Genomic DNA, 20,422 nt, shown 5'->3' with positions numbered 1-20,422 from the left:
GGGAGAGGGACAAATGGACTCTATGGCAACCGCTAACACTGGAAAGTGCCCGTTTTCGCACGGTAGCACTACGAATCACAACCCTAGTGCTACGTCGAACAAACACTGGTGGCCCAACCAGTTGAACTTGAACATCCTGCATCAGCATGACAGAAAATCTAACCCTATGGGCGAAGAGTTCAATTATGCAGAAGAGTTCCAAAAGTTGGACTACCAGGCTTTAAAACAGGATCTTTATGATCTAATGACAAACAGCCAAGATTGGTGGCCTGCCGACTACGGACATTACGGCCCATTATTTATCCGTATGGCTTGGCACTCCGCTGGTACATATCGTACAGCAGACGGACGTGGAGGTGCTGGAACCGGCACACAGCGTTTTGCTCCACTTAACAGCTGGCCAGACAATGCCAACCTTGACAAAGCTCGTCGACTTCTATGGCCGATCAAGCAAAAATATGGCAACAAGATCTCTTGGGCAGACTTGTACATTCTAGCAGGTAATGCTGCTATTGAATCCATGGGTGGGAAGACAAGCGGTTTTGGAGGCGGACGCGCGGACGTTTGGCATCCAGAAGAAGATATTTACTGGGGCGCTGAAAAGGAATGGCTAGGCGATAAGCGTTACTCCGGCGATCGTGAGCTCGAGAATCCGCTTGCTGCTGTTCAAATGGGTCTGATTTATGTGAACCCAGAAGGTCCGAACGGGAATCCAGATCCGCTTGCTAGTGCTCGCGACATTCGCGAAACCTTCAAACGCATGGGAATGAACGATGAAGAAACCGTTGCACTCGTGGCAGGCGGCCATACATTTGGGAAGGCTCACGGGGCAGGAGATGCTGCTCTTGTAGGCCCAGAGCCGGAAGCTGCTCCTTTGGAAACAATGGGCTTAGGATGGCAGAGCACACACGGTTCCGGTAAAGGTCGCGACACCATCAGCAGCGGTATAGAAGGTGCCTGGACTGCGAATCCAACACAATGGGATAATGGTTTCTTTGAACTACTTTTCGGATATGAATGGGAGCTGACTAAGAGCCCGGCAGGTGCCCACCAGTGGATTGCTGTAAATCCTGCTGATGAGCATCTTGCACCAGATGCAGAAGATGCATCCGTTCGTGTTCCAACGATGATGACCACTGCGGATATGGCCTTGCGTATGGATCCCGCATACGAAAAGATTTCTCGTCGTTACTATGAGAATCCAGAGGAGTTTGCAGATGCATTTGCAAGTGCATGGTTCAAACTCACACACCGCGACATGGGGCCTCGCTCAAGATATTTAGGTCCAGAAGTTCCAGCAGAAGATTTTATTTGGCAAGATCCTATACCCGCTGCTGATTATGATTTGACAGATGCAGATGTAGCAGAGCTGAAAACAAGGATCTTAGAGTCTGGCCTTACCGTCAGCGAGCTGGTAACAACGGCTTGGGCTTCTGCTAGTACCTTCCGTGGCTCGGATATGCGTGGTGGCGCTAATGGTGCTCGCATCCGTCTTGCTCCACAGAAAGAGTGGGAAGCGAATGAGCCGAAAAAACTTGAAAAGGTGCTTACGATCCTACGAGTCATTCAAGAGGACTTTGGTAAAAAAGTCAGCATGGCCGATTTGATTGTACTCGGCGGTAGTGCCGCAGTAGAAAAAGCCGCACTAGATGCTGGCTTTGATGTAACGGTTCCTTTTGCTCCTGGACGTGGCGATGCAACACAAGAGCAAACCGATGCAGAAAGCTTCGACGTACTCGAGCCAATCGCTGATGGTTTCCGGAACTACCAGAAGAAGCAATATCGTGTCAGTCCTGCGGAACTCCTGATAGACAAGGCACAGTTACTAAATCTTACTGCTCCAGAAATGACTGCACTCGTTGGCGGTATGCGTGTTATCGGTACAAACCACGGTGGCACACAACACGGTGTATTCACGGATCGCGTAGGTACACTCACAAACGACTTCTTCGTTAACTTGCTAGACATGGGCGTACAGTGGAAGCCTGTAGACGGCGGTGTATTTGAAGGACGTGATGGCAAATCCGGTGAAGTCGTGCGTACAGCGACTACTGTTGACCTCGTGTTCGGATCAAACTCCGTTCTGCGTGCCATTGCAGAAGTTTATGCGCAAGACGATAACAAAGAAAAGTTTGTGAGTGACTTCATTGCTGCATGGGTGAAGGTAATGAATGCAGATCGTTTCGATCTTAAAAAAGCATAATCTGAAAATGAAAAGCAAAGAACAGTATTTGTTGTTGGATACTGTTCTTTGCTTTTCTTTTCTATAGTAATATTAGAAATTGAATCGGTTACGATGTTCTAATCTCATTCAACGGTAGGAATGTGAAACCCGCTCTTGAAAACCATCTGAAGCAAGCCTCCAGGTGGTTTTCAATCTTCCCTGTAACAACGAACGAAATGGTTTTTATAGAATTTACAACTTGGAGACAACTGAAAGATACTTTTAACATATGAACGCTATATTCTATTAACTGTAACAAGGGTTTCGTGCCCAAACCAAAAACAAAAATTTCAGGAGGCATTACCATGAACAAAAAAAATATTCTCGTTTTGTCAATGGCACTAACAATTGTAGGCGGTGCTACAGCAGCTGTATTTGCAAGCGATAACGCAGTTAATTCTACTAAAAACAAAGTCGTAACGTTGGCAAGCAAAGAAGGAAATGGCACAAATCAAACCACTACAAATGATGTAGTCAAAGTAGCAAATGGAAAGATTAGTGATGAAGAAGCGGTAAAAATGGCAACCAAAGCTCTAAAAGACTATATGGGGCTTGACGCGAAATCTTTTGGTGAGGCGCGTGTAAATCGAACGAACAACCAAGATAACTTTAAGTTCTTTATGGATTTATATTCAAAAGAAGATGCAGCTGTATTAAAAGAAAACGCCAAAAAAGATACAGCAGATGTTATCGTTGTACAGTTTGTTCGTGCTGAAGACTTAAACCAGCCCATGGCCGCTTCTAATCAGATTGTCATAAATGAAAAAACAGGTGAAATTGTTTCTTTAACTGCTTTCACTAATGAAGCTCAAAGCTCAGTGACAACAATCGATGATGAGAAAGTTAAATCTGCGGTTATCAACTTTTTTGATAAACAACAGAAAAATGTTAAGGAAAATACCATGAAGGTTAGTAAGAATGCTAGTTCCGGAACCGTACGTGTTCTTTGCAACCTGGAAGATGGAAGAGATGTAGATATGACAATTAGTCTGAAGAATTATTCAGTATCTAGATATGAGATTAATTATGACAGACTAATCCCTCTACCTTCCGAAGAAAAAGATTACCGTGAGAATTTCAGAGAACTGTAAGTAAATTAAGATATTGTAGGACGTAAAAGATGGAGTAAGTGCCCAAAATGGTACTTACTCCATCTAACCGTTACAAAAGGAATGAGGTAAAAACAGATGATAAAAATTTTAGTTGTAGAAGATGATATCGCAGTAGCAAATTTAATAAAATTGAATTTAAATACCGCAAATTATGAGAGTTCAATCGTTTTTAATGGAGAGGAAGCCCTGAGTGTAATTGAAAGCGATCGTTTTGATCTCATACTTTTGGATGTCATGCTTCCAAAAGTTGATGGATTTACTTTATTTGAAAAAATAAAACCTTTAGGGATACCTGTCATTTTTTTAACTGCGAAAAGTTCAGTTGCGGATAAGGTGTATGGATTAAAAGCGGGAGTAGATGACTATATGACGAAACCCTTTGAAGGGATTGAATTACTGGCCAGAATTGAAAATGTATTAAGGCATTACAATAAAAAAAGCAACATCATAAATTTTAAAGACACAGAAGTATACTTGCAAGAAATGCAGGTGAAAAAGAACGGTGAAATGATTGAGCTTACCTTGAAAGAGTTCGAGTTATTGGTGTTTTTAGTACAAAATAAAAACATCGTATTAACGAGGGAAAAAATCATAGAAAAAATTTGGGGATATGACTACATTGGCGAAACTCGGACGATAGACAATCATATACAAAAGCTAAGAAAAAAGCTGGGATGGAAAGATGAAATTAAAACAGTATTTAAATTGGGGTATAGGCTGGAGGAATAAATGAAATTTTGGCAGAGGATATTTTTATGTACATTAATCATATTTGAGATCTTTTTTGTACCAGCATCCATTTACCTTATTAATAGCAGCTTTGAACTCAATCTCAATATGGAGATCCGTTCCGGGATAAGTGAACAGAATCGATTTGCTAACTCTTTAGAATCAAATCTATATCTACTTAAAGTTCAAAAATCTTCAAACCCGGATGCTGAAGGAGTTGGCAAACCAAACATAGATTCCATGATTCGTACGTACTTGGACAACCTCGGAGAACAGGATGTGTATCTGGATGTAATAGATGAAAATAACGAAGTGATTTTTAGCCATTTTAAAAACAACAAGATAACTCTTACTCATCGAGAAGAATTAAACATCCCATCCGATAAAGTAAATTACATCATACGGGATCTAGGGGAAAAGACTTACTTATTTATAGCTAAGAATATTTATTTGGAAAATAATCACTATAAGCTTTCTTATGTGAAAGATATTTCGAGTGTTTATGAAAATAGAGAAGACTTATTAAGCCTTTTAATCAAGTTAAATGCTCTTGTTTCAGCAATTTTGGTCATTGTTACCATAATCATGAGCATGTTTATCGTAAAACCGATTAATAAACTGATCCAGTCAACAAGAATAATTGCAGGCGGGAATTTCAGCGAAAGAGTAAAGGTGAAATCGAATGATGAAATCGGGTTGTTAGCGGAAAATTTCAATTTGATGGCCGCTGATGTAGAAGATAAAGTAAACCAGCTTAAAAAAACTTCAGAAGACAAGCAAAGGTTTATCGATAACCTGGTACATGAACTTAGGACTCCTTTAACTTCGATCATAGGCTATGCGGATTATTTACGAACGAATAAACATGATGAAGAGACTTATATCAACTCATTAAGCTTTATCTATGAAGAAGGAAAGCGGCTAGAGAAACTGACATTTAAGCTTATGGAGCTCATTGTTTTGCGAGAAGAAGATTTTGAGTTGAAAAAGGGAAAACTTGACGAACTTTTTGTGGAAATCAAACATTCCTTTATTCCAAAGCTGAACATAAAGAATATGGATCTGGAAATATCGACGGAGCATCTGAGTGTTTTAATGGATAAGGATTTGATGAAAATTTTACTTGCAAACCTGATAGACAATGCGATTAAAGCATCGAAGAACAACGATAAAATACTTGTACGTTCATACAGAGATACGGAGTCAAAAATTATTCTTGAAGTGAAAGATACAGGGATCGGTATTCCTGATGACGACATAACAAAAGTCTTTGAGCCATTCTTTATGTCCGACAAATCGAGATCGAGAGCGAATGGAGGAGGCCTCGGGCTCGGGCTTTCATTATGTAAGGAGATAGCTAAAATTCATGACGCAGAAATTAGAATAGAAAGTAAGCTCGGTGAAGGTACAATTATCCAATTGGTTTTTCATTGTTAACACCCGGGAGCGGATCGGTTCAATCTTAAAAAAGCATAATCTGAAAAAGTAGAGAGGACTGTCCCAAAAGTCATGAACAATGACTGCGAGACAGCCTTTTTCTTTCGAACAAACGTATCATTATCTCCATTCTTACTAAAATGTAAGAAAGAAGGTCAAAATCGTTAGACAAGAGTCATTCAATTACATGAAAGTCTCGTCTATAATCCAGACATAAATAGTTTATAAGGGAGCAATTAAGATGAAAAAAGTAATAGGTTTCTTATTGGTTATTGTGATTTTTGCAGGGATTGGATTCGGAGTAAAACGATTTGTAGAAGGTCCATCGCAAGCGGTCGATGGCGTGCTCGTTATTGGCACAGAAAACAACGCGAATAAGGTCAAAGAGTTGTATAAAGATGACACCAAACAAACGATGGACTACAAAATGAAATTGGTTACAACGAAAAAAATTACGAAATTGTCAGAGCAAGATCAGAAAGAAACAGGTCAAGAATTTGATACTAGAGAGATCAAATATTCGGTTGTTACTCGATCCACCGCAGAGCAATTCGTCAAGAAGGGGATTCTCAGAGCCAGACAAGATCCAGACAGCACGTCTATTATTTCAGACCCTGTTACCAGCATCAAAGAATTATCGAATGGTCAAAATCTGTTTTACTCTATAATTGATGCAGAAATGAAGAATAACCAAATCGATTTGAACGGCAAGATGGTACCTGTAGCGTATGTGAAGCATCAGATGTGGATCGGGTATATACCACAAGCGGATCTTGTTATTGTTGACGAACAGACTTACAACCAATTAACCGAAGCAGAGTCAACGCTCTCCTTGATCCAGTTTGAAAATCGCAGCTTCGATTATAAGAAGAAAGATCAGGTGAACCAAGTCTTACAAGAAATCGGGAACGTATACGCAAATAGTGAAGACAAAGTAAACTTCGTAGACGTACAAGATTGAGTTTGGGTGATGAGAGGGTGAACGGTATGGAAGTTGTACGGATGGAAAACGTAGTAAAAAGTTATGGGGAAGGTAATAACAAGGTAGATGCGTTAAAAGGGATTCACCTTTCGATTCAGCAAGGAGAGTTTGTTTCCATCGTTGGTGTTTCCGGCTCAGGTAAAAGTACACTGCTGCATATTTTAGGCGGGTTGGATCGTCCAACTTCAGGACAAGTATTCATTGGGGATCATAATATTTACGATTATACAGATGATGAGCTTTCGATATTCAGAAGAAGAAAAGTCGGGTTTATTTTTCAATTTTTTAATTTGATCCCGGTATTGAATGTCCAGGAAAATATCGCGTTGCCCATGTTATTGGATGATGAACCGATAGATATGACATATTTGGATGAACTGATTGAAATCCTGGGTCTCCATGAACGGAAAGACCACTTGCCTTCCGAATTATCGGGCGGTCAACAGCAACGCGTCTCCATCGGCAGAGCCTTAATGAATCGACCGCATTTGATTTTGGCGGATGAGCCCACAGGTAATCTGGATACGCGAAATACGAAGGAAGTCATAGATTTATTACGATTGACTGCTAGAAAATACAATCAAACCATTGTCTTGATTACGCACGATCTTGCGATTGCTTCGGCTTCTGACCGGATCATCACGATAGAAGACGGTACGATCATTTCAGATCAACGGCTTGCTGCGAATTAGCCAAAAGACTGGAGGAGAATGATTTTGATCAGCAGTTATAAACAATTAAGCAGCAAGTATTTAAAGGGGAATATGAAACGAACGATTTTGACTTTGATCGGAATCATACTCTCTGTAGCGTTAATTTCCACAGTCGGCCTTTTTATGAAAGGATCACAACTATCCCAAATCGAGAACATCAAGAAGATAAACGGGTTTTCTTTTCATCTCGGTATTTCAAATTACGATGAAGCACTATTAAACAAAATCAAATATAATCCACAAATAGCATCGTATGGCTTGATGTCTCAGGGCGGGATCGTTCCGGTTGGAGAGGTTTCTGTTCAAAAGAATTTCGCTGATCATAGCGCCATGGAGTTTTTAACCTACAGTCTCATTGATGGCAGATTACCGGCCAATGACCGTGAAGCAGCTGTCGATTCATGGACGCTTCCTTATATGAAAAAGGGTCTTCAGATCGGCGACTCATTTGTATTGGATGGTCAAACCTATCAACTAGTTGGTTTACTAGATAATCGGGCGTTCACTCAGATAAATAAAGTGGGACGTTTACTAACCTATAAACATGATTTTGCTATCGGAGAGGGTAGGATCTTAGCCGAAATAAACGAGAAGGCGGACTTTAAAGCGGTTGTAGAGGAGATAAAATCACTTACGAAAGACGAGAATCTGGTTATCAATGAGGAATTGATCAAAGTTTTGAAACCGGGATCGAATCAATCGATTTTGGCTGTTCTCGTCATCGTCGTTAGTATTGTTGTGATCGCGACAGTCGTGGTGATTTACAACGCTTTTCAAATCAGCGTCGTAGAGCGAATGAAGCAGTTCGGCTTGCTCCGAAGCATCGGCGCTACGCGAAAGCAAATTAGACAAATCGTGATGAGAGAAGCTGCTGTGCTGGCTGTTATCGCCATACCGGTTGGGCTTGTATGTAGCATATTGGCGGTTGCTGCACTCCAATCCATTTTCTCGATCATTTTAGAAGATGGTGCAGGTGTTTCGTTCTTCCATATCGATTGGCAGATTTTATTCATCAGTTCGATCATTACGCTGACGGCCGTACTAGCGTCCAGTTATTATCCGGCTTTTTTTGCGGGTAGAATATCCCCACTGCTGGCAATCAGCAGCAGGCTATCCATTAAAAAAGAGGCGATCAAAAAACACAAGAATACCGTGTTGAGAAAGCCGTTATCTTTTCCCTTGAGCCTAGCCTTGAAAAATGTCAAAAGAAATAAAAATCGTTATACCATTACGATTCTATCTATCATTATATCCAGTGTATTGTTTATTACTTTCTCGTCTATGATGGATATCGCATTTGCATCCAAATATATGAAGGACTTATCCACGAAATCAGATCTATCCATCTATCTGGAACAAGATCATGAAGATTCTTTAGCAGAAAGACAGCAAATGTTGGAGCTTTTGAAGTCGGTTGAAAATGTATCCGGAGTGAAGGAACAGGACCTCCATTTTGAAATCGATTTGAAGGATAAGACACAATCTCTTGCAACAGTTACTCACATCGAGGAGTCTGTTGGTAAAAAACACGCCATTACCATTGTGAATCACATCGAAGAGAATAAAGTGAAGAAAGATTCGGAGCTCGTCATAAAAGTGCTGGTATACAGTTTTATCACAGTCATTTCTTTGATTGGCAGTCTCAATATCCTTAATACGATTACGATTAGCATTATCATCAGACGAAAAGAACTGGCTGCGTTAAAATCCATAGGCATGTCACAAAGGAATTTGAAAAAAATGATCATCTATGAAGCGCTGATTTACGGTTTTTCTGGAAGTTTGCAAGGGATCTTTTTCGGTTGTATACTTTCTTATATTATCTATTTGGCGGCTTCCGGTGTCTTGAGGGTCGAATGGACGATCCCCTACGAAGCTTGTCTCATTACGTTTGCTTCAGCTTTGATCATCAGCTTTTTATCTGTTCTATTACCACTGAGAAAAATCCAAAAAGATAATCTTATCGATGTTATCAGGGAACAATGATAGAATGGGCCTGGCTATTTTATAGTCGGGCTATTCGGATTTGGTTAATGGCTGAAATGGAATGATGATAGGGAGAGGACAACCTTGAATAAAATATTGCTTGTGGAAGATGATGAGGCGCTAGGTCTAGCCATCGAATTCTCATTGCGAAATGAAGGCTATGAGGTGGTCAGAGCCTCTAGTGTAAAAGAAGCGAAACGCCAGTTTGATCATCAACCTTTTGATTTGGCGATCCTAGATGTTGGCCTTCCAGATGGAAACGGCTATGATTTATGTCTGCATTTCAAAAAACAAAACGATTCATCGGTTATTATCTTCTTAACGGCCTTGGATGAAGAAGCAAATGTAGTAATGGGCTTGGATATTGGCGGGGACGATTATATAACGAAACCATTCCGAGTCAAGGAATTCATATCCAGAGTGAAAGTGCAATTGCGTAAACGTGGGCGGTTGGAGACTTCCTCCATCACCTTAGCATCTGAAAATATAAAAATGGATACGAACCTCGTCAAGGCTTTTAAAAATCAGGAAAACATTCCATTAACCAATCTTGAATACAAGCTTCTGTTAACTTTCATGATGAACGCCCATAAAGTACTAAAAAGAGATGATCTCTTGATGAAAGTATCGGAAGGAGAAGATGCTTTTTTTGATGAAAATACGCTTTCTGTATACATTAAGCGTCTAAGAGATAAAGTGGAAGATGACCCCAAAAATCCGCAGTTTATCGTCACCCAAAGAGGATTAGGTTATCGGTGGAATAAGGATGTGAGTAGAGAGTAAGATGATGAAGAATACCGAATTGAAAGGGTATATGACGATACTGGCCGTTCTGTTATCACTATTTACCATTCACCAGTTTATTGCACATCAACTGTTTTATGATGCTTTGAAAAGCGACTCTATTGCAACCTGGAGTGAAATTACGGCTAGATTGGTTGAACAAAATCCCGAGAATGAAGCGGAAATTATGAAAGTCTTAACAAGTCACGCATCTAATTCAAGTGTGTATCAGGAAAAAGGAAGAGAGATCTTTAGACAGTATGGATTATATGAAGATTTGGAATCAGAGCTTTTTCCCCTATTAAATAAACATATTGCCAGCCATAATCAATGGATTTATTGGGGATTGATTTGTTTCGGATTGATATTGCTTGGGGCAAGCTATTTGCAATACAAGATGGTCTTCCATAAAATTAGACAACTTACTTCCGCAGCAAAAAAAATAATCGATGGGGACTACACGGTAGTCATCAATGAAAATAAAGAAGGGGATCTCGCCAAACTAGCGGCTTCCTTTCGTTCCATGAAAGATATCATTCGAAAAAGCATGCAGGATCTTCTGGAAGAGAAAGAGTTTTTAGCACTAATGCTGCAAGATATCTCCCATCAATTAAAAACGCCTCTTTCAACGATATCCATCTACAATGAAATGTTGTTGAATGCAGAGCTGCCTCGTCAGCAGCAAGTTCAACTCCTGCAAAATAATGAAGTTCAAATCGCGAGAATGAATGTCTTAATTCAAAATTTGTTAAAAGTAGCGAAAATCGATGCCAGAGCTATTTCATTTGATAAAGAGCCAGCCAATTTGGTGGAGACGATCGAGGAAGTTTTGGATCGCTTGGCAAGCATGATCAGTGATAAGCATATAGCGATTGACTGGGATGCGCCAAAGGAAATCGTCGTTGCCCACGATAAACTATGGATGCAGGAAGCTTTGTTGAACCTGCTGAAGAATGCGATCGAGCATTCCAAACCCAGCAGTACAATCATGATTCAAGTAAAAGATACGCCAATTTATACGGAGTTGGTGATTCAAGATTTTGGAGAAGGAATTGCACCTGAGGAATTGTCCCATATTTTTGATCGATTTTACAAAGCAACAGGTTCTAAAAAGCATGATTCGACTGGGATTGGATTGGCGCTAGTCAAAGCCATTATCGAAGCACATCATGCCTTGATTAAAGTGGAGAGTGAGAAAGACAGCTTTACAAGATTTACGATTACTTTCATGAAGTTTTAAGTACAGAAGAAAAAGGGTAGTAGAGAAGTTAAATTCTTCCTTACGCTTAATTGACCGTCCGATAGTGTTTTATGGATAGAAGCGCCGCAGGCAGCCCAAAATGGCTGCCTTTTTGCATTTTAGGGGAAAGAACTGTTCAAAAAGGCGAACCAATTTATTTAATTGGCTCCGCCAACTCTAAAACAATTCCCTCTGGCCCACGACAGTAGGACCTCAAGGCCAAAATCGAGAAAAAACTCTTTTTCATGTGGAGTTTAAAATAATGTTGACATGACACTAAATGGTGTCATAAAATTAAAACGTCACCAAATGGTGTCCTATAATCAATGAGACACGAAAAGTGGTCCATTTTGGGGTCCGCGCCTCGTGGGCACTAGACCCGAAGACATGAATGGCTGCCCCTTGGTAAAAATATTAAGGAGCGGGTGATGTGAGCGAGAACAACCAGTTGCGGGATGTGTTCGCCGCGATTGCAGATCCTACTAGGCGCCGACTGATTCGTCTGTTAGCAGAGGCAGAGGAGTTGCCGCTTCACGAGTTGACGTCGCAGTTTCCAATGGGCCGTACAGCGGTATCCAAGCATTTGACGATTCTCAAAGAGGCTGGACTGGTACTTGATCGAAAAGTCGGCAGAGAAACGCGTTTTAGGCTCAACGCCTCTCCACTCAAAGAAATTCAAGATTGGGTGGCTTTCTACAGCAAGTACTGGAGTATGAATATGTTGCGCTTGAACCAACTATTTGAGGAGGAAGAAGAATGAGTTTAGCATTGTCCTTGGATTTTCAGTACACGACATCGATTGAGAAGGCTTGGTCCGCACTGACCGATTCAAGCAAGTTAGCAAAGTGGATCGCGGAAAATGATTTTAAACCCGTCGTGGGGCATCGCTTTCAGTTTCGCCATCAGCCATCCGAATATTGGGATGGAATCGTTGACGGTGAAGTGCTTGTCGTGGAAGCACCACACCGGTTGTCCTATTCTTGGGCTACCGGAGACGAGCGGCATACGGTCACCTGGACGCTGCAGGATTTAGGGGACGGAAAGGTTAACCTTCATCTCGAACAAACTGGATTCTCAAATGTTCACGGACTCGAAGGCGCCAAGTATGGCTGGAGTGCATGGTTCGGCAAGTTTGAAACGGTATTGGAACAATAACCGCGGAGGAAACAACATGGAAGTTTTTGAAGAATATTTAGCGCGTATTGATAACCCGCAACATCATGCCCGAACGGAAGAAGTTTTGGGGTGGGTAACTAAGAAATTTCCAAATTTAATGCCAAAAATTGCGTGGAATCAGCCTATGTTTACCGATCACGGCACATTTATTATTGGCTTTAGCGTTGCCAAACATCATTTGGCTGTTTCCCCAGAAAGGGTAGGGATTTCTCGTTTTTCTGATGAAATTGTACAGGCTGGCTATGATCACACCAAAGAGTTGGTACGTATCCGGTGGGATAGTCCGGTTGATTTCGCATTACTTGAGAAAATGATCGAATTTAATATCTTGGATAAGGCAGATTGTTCAACTTTTTGGCGGAAATAGCTCACCATCATAAAACAGATCACTTGATTGGCCTAGATACCATTCAGTGATCTGTTTTTATATGTTTCTCTAATCCTAGCTTTTCAAGCAAAAATCCAAAAAGGTCTCAACGCAAAGTGAACAACTTGAGAAGCTATAAAGTAGACGAAAGAACGTATTGACGAGAACGTAGCTCAATCTAGTTGTTCACTAAAAATAATGTTTTAGATTCAATATGAAAGTGTTAGACTGTGAAAAAATAGACTTAGATTACTCTCTCTGTAGAGGAAGATTGATGGTATATGCACAAAACCGAATGGAAGTACTACCGAACGATACCTATGAGCACATGTAACAAGCACTCCGCATGTCGATGGAGAGAGAGGCTCGCCTATTTCGTGGCCGTTTTTGTTGTCATGGCTTTGGGCTTAGGGTCCAGAGCGTTCGCCGATGTGTTGCCTGTCTTTGTAGCTGAGCATTTTGGCGATGCATTATGGGCGTGTATGATCTACTTCGGCTTTCGCACCTGTTATGCTCATAAAAAGATTTCTTTCGCGCTGTGGTGCAGCCTCGCGTTTTGCTTTGCGATCGAGGCCAGCCAATTGTATCAGGCCGGTTGGATCAATTACCTCCGGGCGACAACTATTGGGGCGTTGGTATTAGGAAAAGGATTTTTGACGGCGGACCTTGTACGGTACACTGCGGGAGCTGCCGTCGCTGCCCTGCTCGATCTAGCTTGGCCTTGGCGTAAGCGCTCGTGATTTTTGGAGGATGTAACTATCGTAAACTTCTAGGAGGGATCAAGTTGCAGCAGATCTTTACCGATATGATTAAACAGGATGTAAAGCCGTTCCTTTCCAAACGTGGCTTCGCAAAGAAGAGTTTGAATTTCACTAAGAGAACGGAAAGCCTCATCTACATGTTCAACCTCCAAAAATCTGCTGGCAATGCAGCGGACAATGTAATGTTTTATGTGAACTGTGGTATTTATGCAGCGGAGTTGGCACAAATACAATCGAGAGAGATTCTAACAGCACCTCAAGAAGCGGAGTGTCACTTCAGAGCAAGAATTGGGGAAATTGTTGAGTCTGTTCCAGATCGATTTTCAATCACTCTTGATACGAATATGGATGATTTAAGAAAAACGTTGCTAAGTGGATTAGATGAGGTTATTCAGTTTTATGATACTATGACCAGTGCCAGATCCATTGTTGATTATTACACTTCAGGTCCATTTTTACATCTGAGCGAAGAGAGCTTTCATTTGCTCTTACAATCCAATAATGTAGTAGAGGCGAAAAAATATTTGAAGGCTTTGCAGGAAAAGTACGGAACTGAAAAGCGATGGACCATATTTGAGAATAAATACTCGGCCATCTTCAATAAATACGAAGTGGAAATTGATAAGCGATAAGTCAGCACAAAGGGGTCTCACCCATTCCTCGGGCTATGACATGAACCTAACGGGAACGTTCGTTTAATAATAACAGCGGTCAGTCTAAGACTTGATTTTCAGGTCTTAGGTGGCCGCTGTTTCATTTCGTGGAGTTAGTATAAAACCAATTTATGGTAAAATAGGCGAACAATTAGGCAGAAAATCCATAACGTAAAGTGTATCAAAGCCAATAGAGGAGGGAATTTATGTACGGGTGGTATCCACAAGAGGGCTATTATCCAATTTCGGCGGGAGAAGGCAGACAATACAACGATTACGAATTACTGAGACACATTGCCAGATTAGAGCGACGTCTGGCGGAAGTACAAGAAGCCTTGTCAGCATGTACGAAAAAGAATGACGCATTAAAAAAGGATTTAGAAGTTGTTAGACAGCAAAGCTCAATGCAAACTCAAAATGATCAAACCTATCAACAACCAGCAGTAGATAAAGTAAATGTCAAATGTATAGCAGCTACAGGGACATCGGTAACCTTTGAAATATCGGGAAGAAGATTAACATTTGATAGCGATTATTATGGTAATTATGTAGGCGAATATACCCCTGGAAAAGTATACGTAGCCATGGCGGATTATGGAGCGGGGCAAATCTATCTAACCATTCAGGATGATAATGGAATTTGGCATACATTTCGATATTCACGTATCCAATCGTAATTGACAAGTTGTGCTCATGTGTCGAGTGATATAACCAAGGATACTGACTGCGTGTTGCTAGAAAATGCTTATGTCACTCGACATTATACATACTTCGGAAAGTGCTATGTAAGCAAATATTTAGCCCAAACCAAAAAAGTGGCAGACTGATGTCATTTTGATGGTTGAGAATAATAGCCTATAAAAAGAGACTTGAATATTCAGTGAAAGTGTAATTAAATGTAATTGTGCGTATAAGTTGGGATAAATTGTATATTTGCAAACTCCTCATGAAACGTCCCTTTATTCACGAAATGGAAAATGGAGATACTCACTGATTTGGAGATCACGGGCATAGGGGATGGCTGCTTATATTCGATTTCATTGACGAATTACATACCATGTGCAAATTATTGGAGGAATTTTGAATTTATGGTAGAATTGATAAACTACACGAATATCCTAAAACTCCCTCCATCCAGTGGTTACTTACGAGCTGGCACAAGGCATTTCTAAACGCGATATTTAGATAAATTCCTAAATATCTAAAAATGATGGATGAAAGTAGGATGGATTGATTATGTCAATGAATTACGCATTTAAGGCACTCTCTGATCCCACAAGAAGAAAAATTCTTGACCTGTTGAGGGAGAAAGATATGACGGCTGGAGAGATAGCCGACCATTTTCAAATGACAAAGCCCAGCATCTCCCACCACCTCAGTTTGTTGAAACAGGCACAAATGGTTTACGACGAACGAAAGGGGCAAAACATCTACTACTCACTTAATACGACCGTTTTTCAAGACTTATTAAAATGGTTTATCCAATTCCATTAGAAAGTGAGGTAATCACATGAATAAATCGAATTTGTCTATTTTATTTTTTTTCATCAGTGTTGTCTTGGGCGTCATTTGTTATCCCTCCATGCCAGATCAGATGGTAATTCATTGGGGACCAAATGGCGAACCGAATGGTTTTGCGCCTAAGTTTGTGGGTGTATCCTTTATTCCGGTTGTGATGCTGTTTATTTTCGTGGCTGTTCGCAGTCAAAAACAGTATTACCAAAAGTTCCAAAGCAGTCACGATACAATCTTGAATACATTAATGATCGTACTTCTCGTCATCCATAGCGTGATAATCGCATATGGATATGGATATATGTTAAATATTGGGATTTTTGTCACGCTTATTTTAGGAATTCTCTTTGTAACGATAGGAAATTTTATGCCTCGTTTTCGACATAACTATCTGATTGGGATACGCACGCCATGGTCACTCGCTAGTGAAGAGGTCTGGAAAAATACCCACCTATTGAGTTCCCGTGTGTTCTTCTTCGGAGGAATCCTCATCATGCTCACCTCATTTTTACCAACGACCATTCATTATGTCCTGATGTTAATCATTGTATTGGTGACGATTCTGATTTCTTTCGGAAGCAGCCACTACTATTACAAAAGAACAGGAAGGGGAAAGTAGAATGAAAAACTTAAAAATAGCAATTCTGTTATCATTGGTGAGCGCTATTGGTTTTATCGCAGCTATTCCATATATGCTGGCAATCGGTGGGGATGCATTGGCAATGATACCTCTCCCGATACCGGTTGCAATGGCAATTTTCGTCTTGCAAGGAAGCATTATGGCATTTTTGTTTTCGTGGATTGGATTGACCTTTGCAATCAAGGTGGGGCTGGATGCCCCTGTCATTCGGAAGTGGCTATATAAAACAGGTGGAGAATCCTTCAACAAAAAGGGAATCATTCAGGCAGTCATCTTTGGATTTGCAGCAACAGGTCTTCTCCTCATACTGGAACTCGCTGTTTTCCAACCATTACTACCAATCTTGGCGGAAAAAGCCCAAGACGTAGAAGTGTCGACTTGGGCAGGTATCCTGACATCCATTCAAGGCGGAGTATACGAGGAAGTCATGGTTCGCTTGTTCATGATGACAATGATCGTGTGGATTTTGAGCAAGTTATTCGGACGTAAAGCCTCCCCTAAGCCCTGGATGTACTGGGCAGGCATCATTGGGGCAGCCCTTATATTTGGGCTTGGTCATCTCCCTGCGGCAAATGTCTATTTTGGTGAGATTACCCCGCTGTTGTTCATTCGCACGATGGCTCTTAACGGGGTGGCAGGAATATTATTTGGTTACCTCTATTGGAAGCGCGGGCTGGAGTACGCAATGATTGCTCACGCGATAGGGGATATCATCCTTCATGGTTTCATTAAATAAGACCGCCTCGCATACGATTCTGTTGTGTGTAGAAACATACAATTTCTTTACATTTCGAGAGATGATTCGAGTAAGTAGATCAAAAACTCCGTCACAAGGGGTTTTTGGTCTTCTTTCCTGTTTCGTAAAAAAGCGGAATGAAAAACAAATTTTAATTTTTATGGAAATTTATTGAATACCAAAAAAATGAGCGGTAATATAGAGAATGGAATTTATTAGGAATGAGGGGGGCATGCCTTGCGTTTTCTAACGAATTTTTCTCTCAGAAACTCAACAGCTATTATTATTATGAGCCTGCTTGTCGTAGTCAGTGGAATCATTGCCGCCATGTCTCTCAAGGTAGAGAACATGCCAGATGTCACTTTCCCTGTGCTTCTAGTCAATACTACTTATCCGGATGCATCACCAGAAGATGTTCTCGATGATGTAACGAAGCCATTGGAACGTGAAATTGCGCATGTAACAGGCGTTAAGGCAGTGGAGTCATACTCAAGCAACAATAGTTCCACGCTACAGGTCTACTTGGAGACTGGTTCAGATGTACAAGCTGTCAGGGACGAGCTGGAAAGAAAAATTTCCAGTATCGCGCTTCCTAGCAAAGTAAGCAGACCACAAGTGATGATTCAGGGCTTCAGCAATCAACCCGTCTATTATTTGTTTGTGACAGGACAGGATAAGGAGAGTGGACTCGATCATTTTGACAACGATGTGAAAGAAACACTGCTCAAAGAGTTAGAAGGTATTGAAAGTGTTGATAAAGTATCGACAATAGGCGGACAATTCAAAGAAATGAAAATCCTGCCAAATATAGATGCGCTAAACTACTACGGAATCACTCCGTTGCAGTTGAAACAGCTTTTACTAGACAATCACGTAGCTCTGCCAATCGGTTCGATCACCGAGGATGGGGAAGAGCGCGTCATTCGCGTGGTGAGCCGTTACCTCAATGTGGAGGATATCCGTAACACCAAGATATTCCTCCCAAGTGACCCCAAAAATGGGCTTACCTACGTCAGGCTTGGCGATATCGCAGAAGTCAATTTTGATCAGGTCATTAATTCGATCAGCCGCTTTAACGGCCAGAATGGAATTAACATCAATATTTACAAAACACGTGACGCCAATGCAGTAGAAACCGGTGATGCCATCAATGAAAAACTATCCCTATTAAAAGAAGAGTATCCGAACTTAACCTTTACCACGATTTATGACACCTCTGTCGATATCAAGAATTCGATTAACGGCATGCTCAAGGAAGGCATGCTCGGAGCTATTATGGCTTCTGTAGTCATCTTGCTGTTTTTGCGTCATGTGAATGCAACCCTCATCGTCCTAGTCTCTATCCCAACATCCATCCTAGTGAGTATGATCTTCATGTCCTGGATGGGCATTACTCTCAATATGATCACACTGTTCGGGATGGCAGTGGCTGTAGGACGAGTAGTGGATGACAGTATCGTCGTCATCGAGAATATTTTCCGCCATTTGCAATTGAACAAAGAGCGCAAGGAAAACTTGATTCAAATTGCCACCCACGAAGTGCTACATGCAATTACCTCATCGACTTTTACGACAACTGCCGTATTTTTACCCATTGTGTTTGTTGGAGGGATGATCGGAGAAGTATTCCGCCCATTTGCACTAACCGTCGTCTGCTCGTTGTTTGCCTCACTATTAGTAGCCGTGACGATTGTTCCACTGTTAGCGAAGCTGTTGATCCTAAAAGACCACAAGATCAAGGAATATGAACATGGGAAAGGGTCTGATACGTACAGGAAGTTACTGCACTGGGCGCTCAACCGCAAGCCTGCTGTCGGATTTCTGGCACTCGTTCTATTTGTCGCAAGTCTAGCGCTTCTCCCGTATATGAAATACGGATTGTTTCCTGATCCAGAAGCGAAGTTCATATTCGCGCAAGTAACTATGCCAAAAGGTACTCAACTAGATGGTCTCGATCAAACGGTTGCCCAGGTCGAAAGTAAATTGCTGGAGCAGCCTGAAGTAGAGTACATAGAAATCAATCTTGGCTCTGAAAATGAAGCGGAAATACGCCAATCGAACCAAGCCCTCTTAATAATCAAAACAGGGCCAGATGTGAATCTCGACCAAACCATCAAGAAATTTGAGGGAATCGTCAAACCAATGATTCCACTAGGATCTGAAATGGCCTTGACTAAACCTGGTAGCAGCGATACCAACAAGTTCAAGGTAATCCTGTACGGGCCAGATCTGGATCGTTTGAAAGAGGCAAGCGAAATAGTCAAATCAAACTTGAAAGTAAGTCCTTTGTTGACCAACGTGAAGGACAATTTGAACGATTTCAAAAATGAAGTTGTCATCAAAGTCGATAGAGACAAAGCTTCGGAGCTGGGAGTTTCCCCTGTACAGGTGGCTCAAGAGGTCAACCTCCTAGTCTCGGATACTCAAATTGGCAAAATCAAAGTCGACGACAAAGACTATAGTCTTTTCTTTGGACTCGGTCAAAACCATGCGAAATCGCTAGAGGAACTGAACAATATCTACATTCAAACGCCAAGCAAGCAACAAGTGCGTTTGGTGGACTTTGCTGAGATTGATCAAGAAAAAGTGCAATCACAAATCATGCGCAAAGAGGAAAAACAATTCGTACAAATTACAGCAGATATCACGAGCGACAACAAAGGAGGAGCGAGTAATTTCCTGTTTGCGATGTTGCAAGCGGAAAAATTACCTGCTGGAGTTACATTGTCATCTGAAGGTGTCTCAAGTGACATGGAAAAAAGCTTTAAAGATATGCTCTTAGCTATTGGAGCAGCCATTTTTATCGTCTATATTGTCATGCTCATCACTTTTGGCAATGCTACGGCTCCGCTCGCGATTCTACTGTCCCTACCACTTGCTGTGATCGGTGGATTATTTGGCCTGTTCATTTCGGATACCGTTCTCGATATAACGGCACTTATCGGCTTTTTGATGCTGGTCGGAATTGTTGTTACCAATGCAATCGTGTATGTGGACAATATCCAGCATCGAAGACTGGAAGGTACTTCTATGCGTGAGGCAGTTGTCGAAGCTGGCGTTACCCGATTACGCCCCATCATTATGACAGCAGTTGCGACAGTCAGCGCGCTCTTGCCGCTTTACCTCGGCTTTTCTGAAGGAGCCTTGATGACCAAAAGCTTGGCGATTGTGGTTATTGGTGGACTTGTTACTTCGACGATCCTGACCTTAATCGTAGTTCCTGTCGGGTATGAATTACTGTATCGGATCAAAAAAGAGTTTTTTGCCCCGGATACCAAAGAAGCAGAGATCGAGCCAAGTGAGGATATGTTTATTTCCGTGCTGAGAAGTTTACGCGATATGAAAAAGTCTGGGTAAGGCAGAGGGAG

19 protein-coding genes are annotated in these 20,422 nt (G+C 41.4%); all 19 read left to right on the top strand.

The annotated features are described in order from the left end of the window. Positions 1-13: 13 nt before the first annotated feature. The 19 genes from katG to HP399_RS15925 all read left to right on the top strand — a co-directional run bounded on the left by katG (position 14) and on the right by HP399_RS15925 (position 20,411). The gene (gene katG, locus HP399_RS16015) at positions 14-2,203 is read left to right on the top strand and encodes a catalase/peroxidase HPI (RefSeq protein WP_173617544.1); all 2,190 of its coding nucleotides are present in this window, start codon (positions 14-16) and stop codon (positions 2,201-2,203) included. A gap of 326 nt (positions 2,204-2,529) precedes the next feature. Continuing rightward, entirely contained in the window at positions 2,530-3,315 is a 786-nt protein-coding gene (locus HP399_RS16010) for a hypothetical protein (RefSeq protein ID WP_173617543.1), read from the top strand. A 96-nt stretch (positions 3,316-3,411) separates the two neighbouring features. Continuing rightward, positions 3,412-4,065 (top strand): response regulator transcription factor, encoded by a 654-nt coding sequence (locus HP399_RS16005; protein ID WP_173617542.1) that lies wholly within the window; start codon positions 3,412-3,414, stop codon positions 4,063-4,065. Beyond that, positions 4,066-5,502 carry a sensor histidine kinase gene (locus tag HP399_RS16000; RefSeq protein WP_173617541.1) on the top strand — a complete coding sequence of 479 codons (1,437 nt, stop codon included), beginning with the start codon at positions 4,066-4,068 and terminating at the stop codon, positions 5,500-5,502. A gap of 241 nt (positions 5,503-5,743) precedes the next feature. Next, on the top strand, positions 5,744-6,463 hold the full coding sequence (locus HP399_RS15995) for a lipoprotein BA_5634 family protein (protein ID WP_173617540.1): 720 nt from the start codon (positions 5,744-5,746) through the stop codon (positions 6,461-6,463). A 26-nt stretch (positions 6,464-6,489) separates the two neighbouring features. Beyond that, positions 6,490-7,176, top strand: coding sequence for an ABC transporter ATP-binding protein (locus HP399_RS15990; protein ID WP_173617539.1), 687 nt, complete (start codon positions 6,490-6,492; stop codon positions 7,174-7,176). A gap of 24 nt (positions 7,177-7,200) precedes the next feature. Then, the gene (locus HP399_RS15985; protein ID WP_173617538.1) at positions 7,201-9,183 is read left to right on the top strand and encodes an ABC transporter permease; all 1,983 of its coding nucleotides are present in this window, start codon (positions 7,201-7,203) and stop codon (positions 9,181-9,183) included. An 84-nt stretch (positions 9,184-9,267) separates the two neighbouring features. Beyond that, positions 9,268-9,966 (top strand): response regulator transcription factor, encoded by a 699-nt coding sequence (locus tag HP399_RS15980; protein ID WP_173617537.1) that lies wholly within the window; start codon positions 9,268-9,270, stop codon positions 9,964-9,966. 4 nt (positions 9,967-9,970) lie between these two features. After that, on the top strand, positions 9,971-11,206 hold the full coding sequence (locus HP399_RS15975) for a HAMP domain-containing sensor histidine kinase (RefSeq protein WP_173617978.1): 1,236 nt from the start codon (positions 9,971-9,973) through the stop codon (positions 11,204-11,206). A 430-nt stretch (positions 11,207-11,636) separates the two neighbouring features. Then, a complete protein-coding gene (locus HP399_RS15970) occupies positions 11,637-11,966 on the top strand; it encodes an ArsR/SmtB family transcription factor (protein WP_173617536.1) in 330 nt (109 codons plus the stop codon). Beyond that, the gene (locus tag HP399_RS15965) at positions 11,963-12,361 is read left to right on the top strand and encodes an SRPBCC family protein (protein ID WP_173617535.1); all 399 of its coding nucleotides are present in this window, start codon (positions 11,963-11,965) and stop codon (positions 12,359-12,361) included. The genes HP399_RS15970 and HP399_RS15965 overlap by 4 nt, the downstream gene beginning before the upstream one ends. A gap of 16 nt (positions 12,362-12,377) precedes the next feature. After that, on the top strand, positions 12,378-12,749 hold the full coding sequence (locus HP399_RS15960; RefSeq protein WP_173617534.1) for an iron chaperone: 372 nt from the start codon (positions 12,378-12,380) through the stop codon (positions 12,747-12,749). 320 nt (positions 12,750-13,069) lie between these two features. Further along, a complete protein-coding gene (locus tag HP399_RS15955) occupies positions 13,070-13,489 on the top strand; it encodes a ribosomal maturation YjgA family protein (protein ID WP_228088562.1) in 420 nt (139 codons plus the stop codon). 44 nt (positions 13,490-13,533) lie between these two features. Then, a complete protein-coding gene (locus HP399_RS15950) occupies positions 13,534-14,142 on the top strand; it encodes a DUF4304 domain-containing protein (RefSeq protein WP_228088268.1) in 609 nt (202 codons plus the stop codon). A gap of 227 nt (positions 14,143-14,369) precedes the next feature. Further along, positions 14,370-14,840, top strand: coding sequence for a hypothetical protein (locus tag HP399_RS15945; protein ID WP_173617532.1), 471 nt, complete (start codon positions 14,370-14,372; stop codon positions 14,838-14,840). A gap of 559 nt (positions 14,841-15,399) precedes the next feature. Beyond that, complete coding sequence (locus tag HP399_RS15940) at positions 15,400-15,657, top strand: autorepressor SdpR family transcription factor (RefSeq protein ID WP_007729097.1); 258 nt, start codon at positions 15,400-15,402, stop codon at positions 15,655-15,657. A gap of 16 nt (positions 15,658-15,673) precedes the next feature. Further along, positions 15,674-16,297: an SdpI family protein gene (locus tag HP399_RS15935; RefSeq protein WP_173617531.1), complete on the top strand. Its 624-nt coding sequence runs from the start codon at positions 15,674-15,676 to the stop codon at positions 16,295-16,297. A 1-nt stretch (position 16,298) separates the two neighbouring features. After that, positions 16,299-17,054, top strand: coding sequence for a CPBP family intramembrane glutamic endopeptidase (locus HP399_RS15930; RefSeq protein ID WP_173617530.1), 756 nt, complete (start codon positions 16,299-16,301; stop codon positions 17,052-17,054). Positions 17,055-17,291: 237 nt separating this feature from the next. Further along, positions 17,292-20,411, top strand: coding sequence for an efflux RND transporter permease subunit (locus tag HP399_RS15925; protein ID WP_173617529.1), 3,120 nt, complete (start codon positions 17,292-17,294; stop codon positions 20,409-20,411). The last annotated feature ends 11 nt before the right edge of the window (positions 20,412-20,422 follow it).

It is taken from the genome of Brevibacillus sp. DP1.3A, assembly GCF_013284245.2.
Taxonomy (GTDB): Bacteria; Bacillota; Bacilli; order Brevibacillales; family Brevibacillaceae; genus Brevibacillus.
The sequence above is the reverse complement of the archived record's forward strand: the minus strand, read 5'-3'. Positions and strand labels throughout refer to the sequence as shown.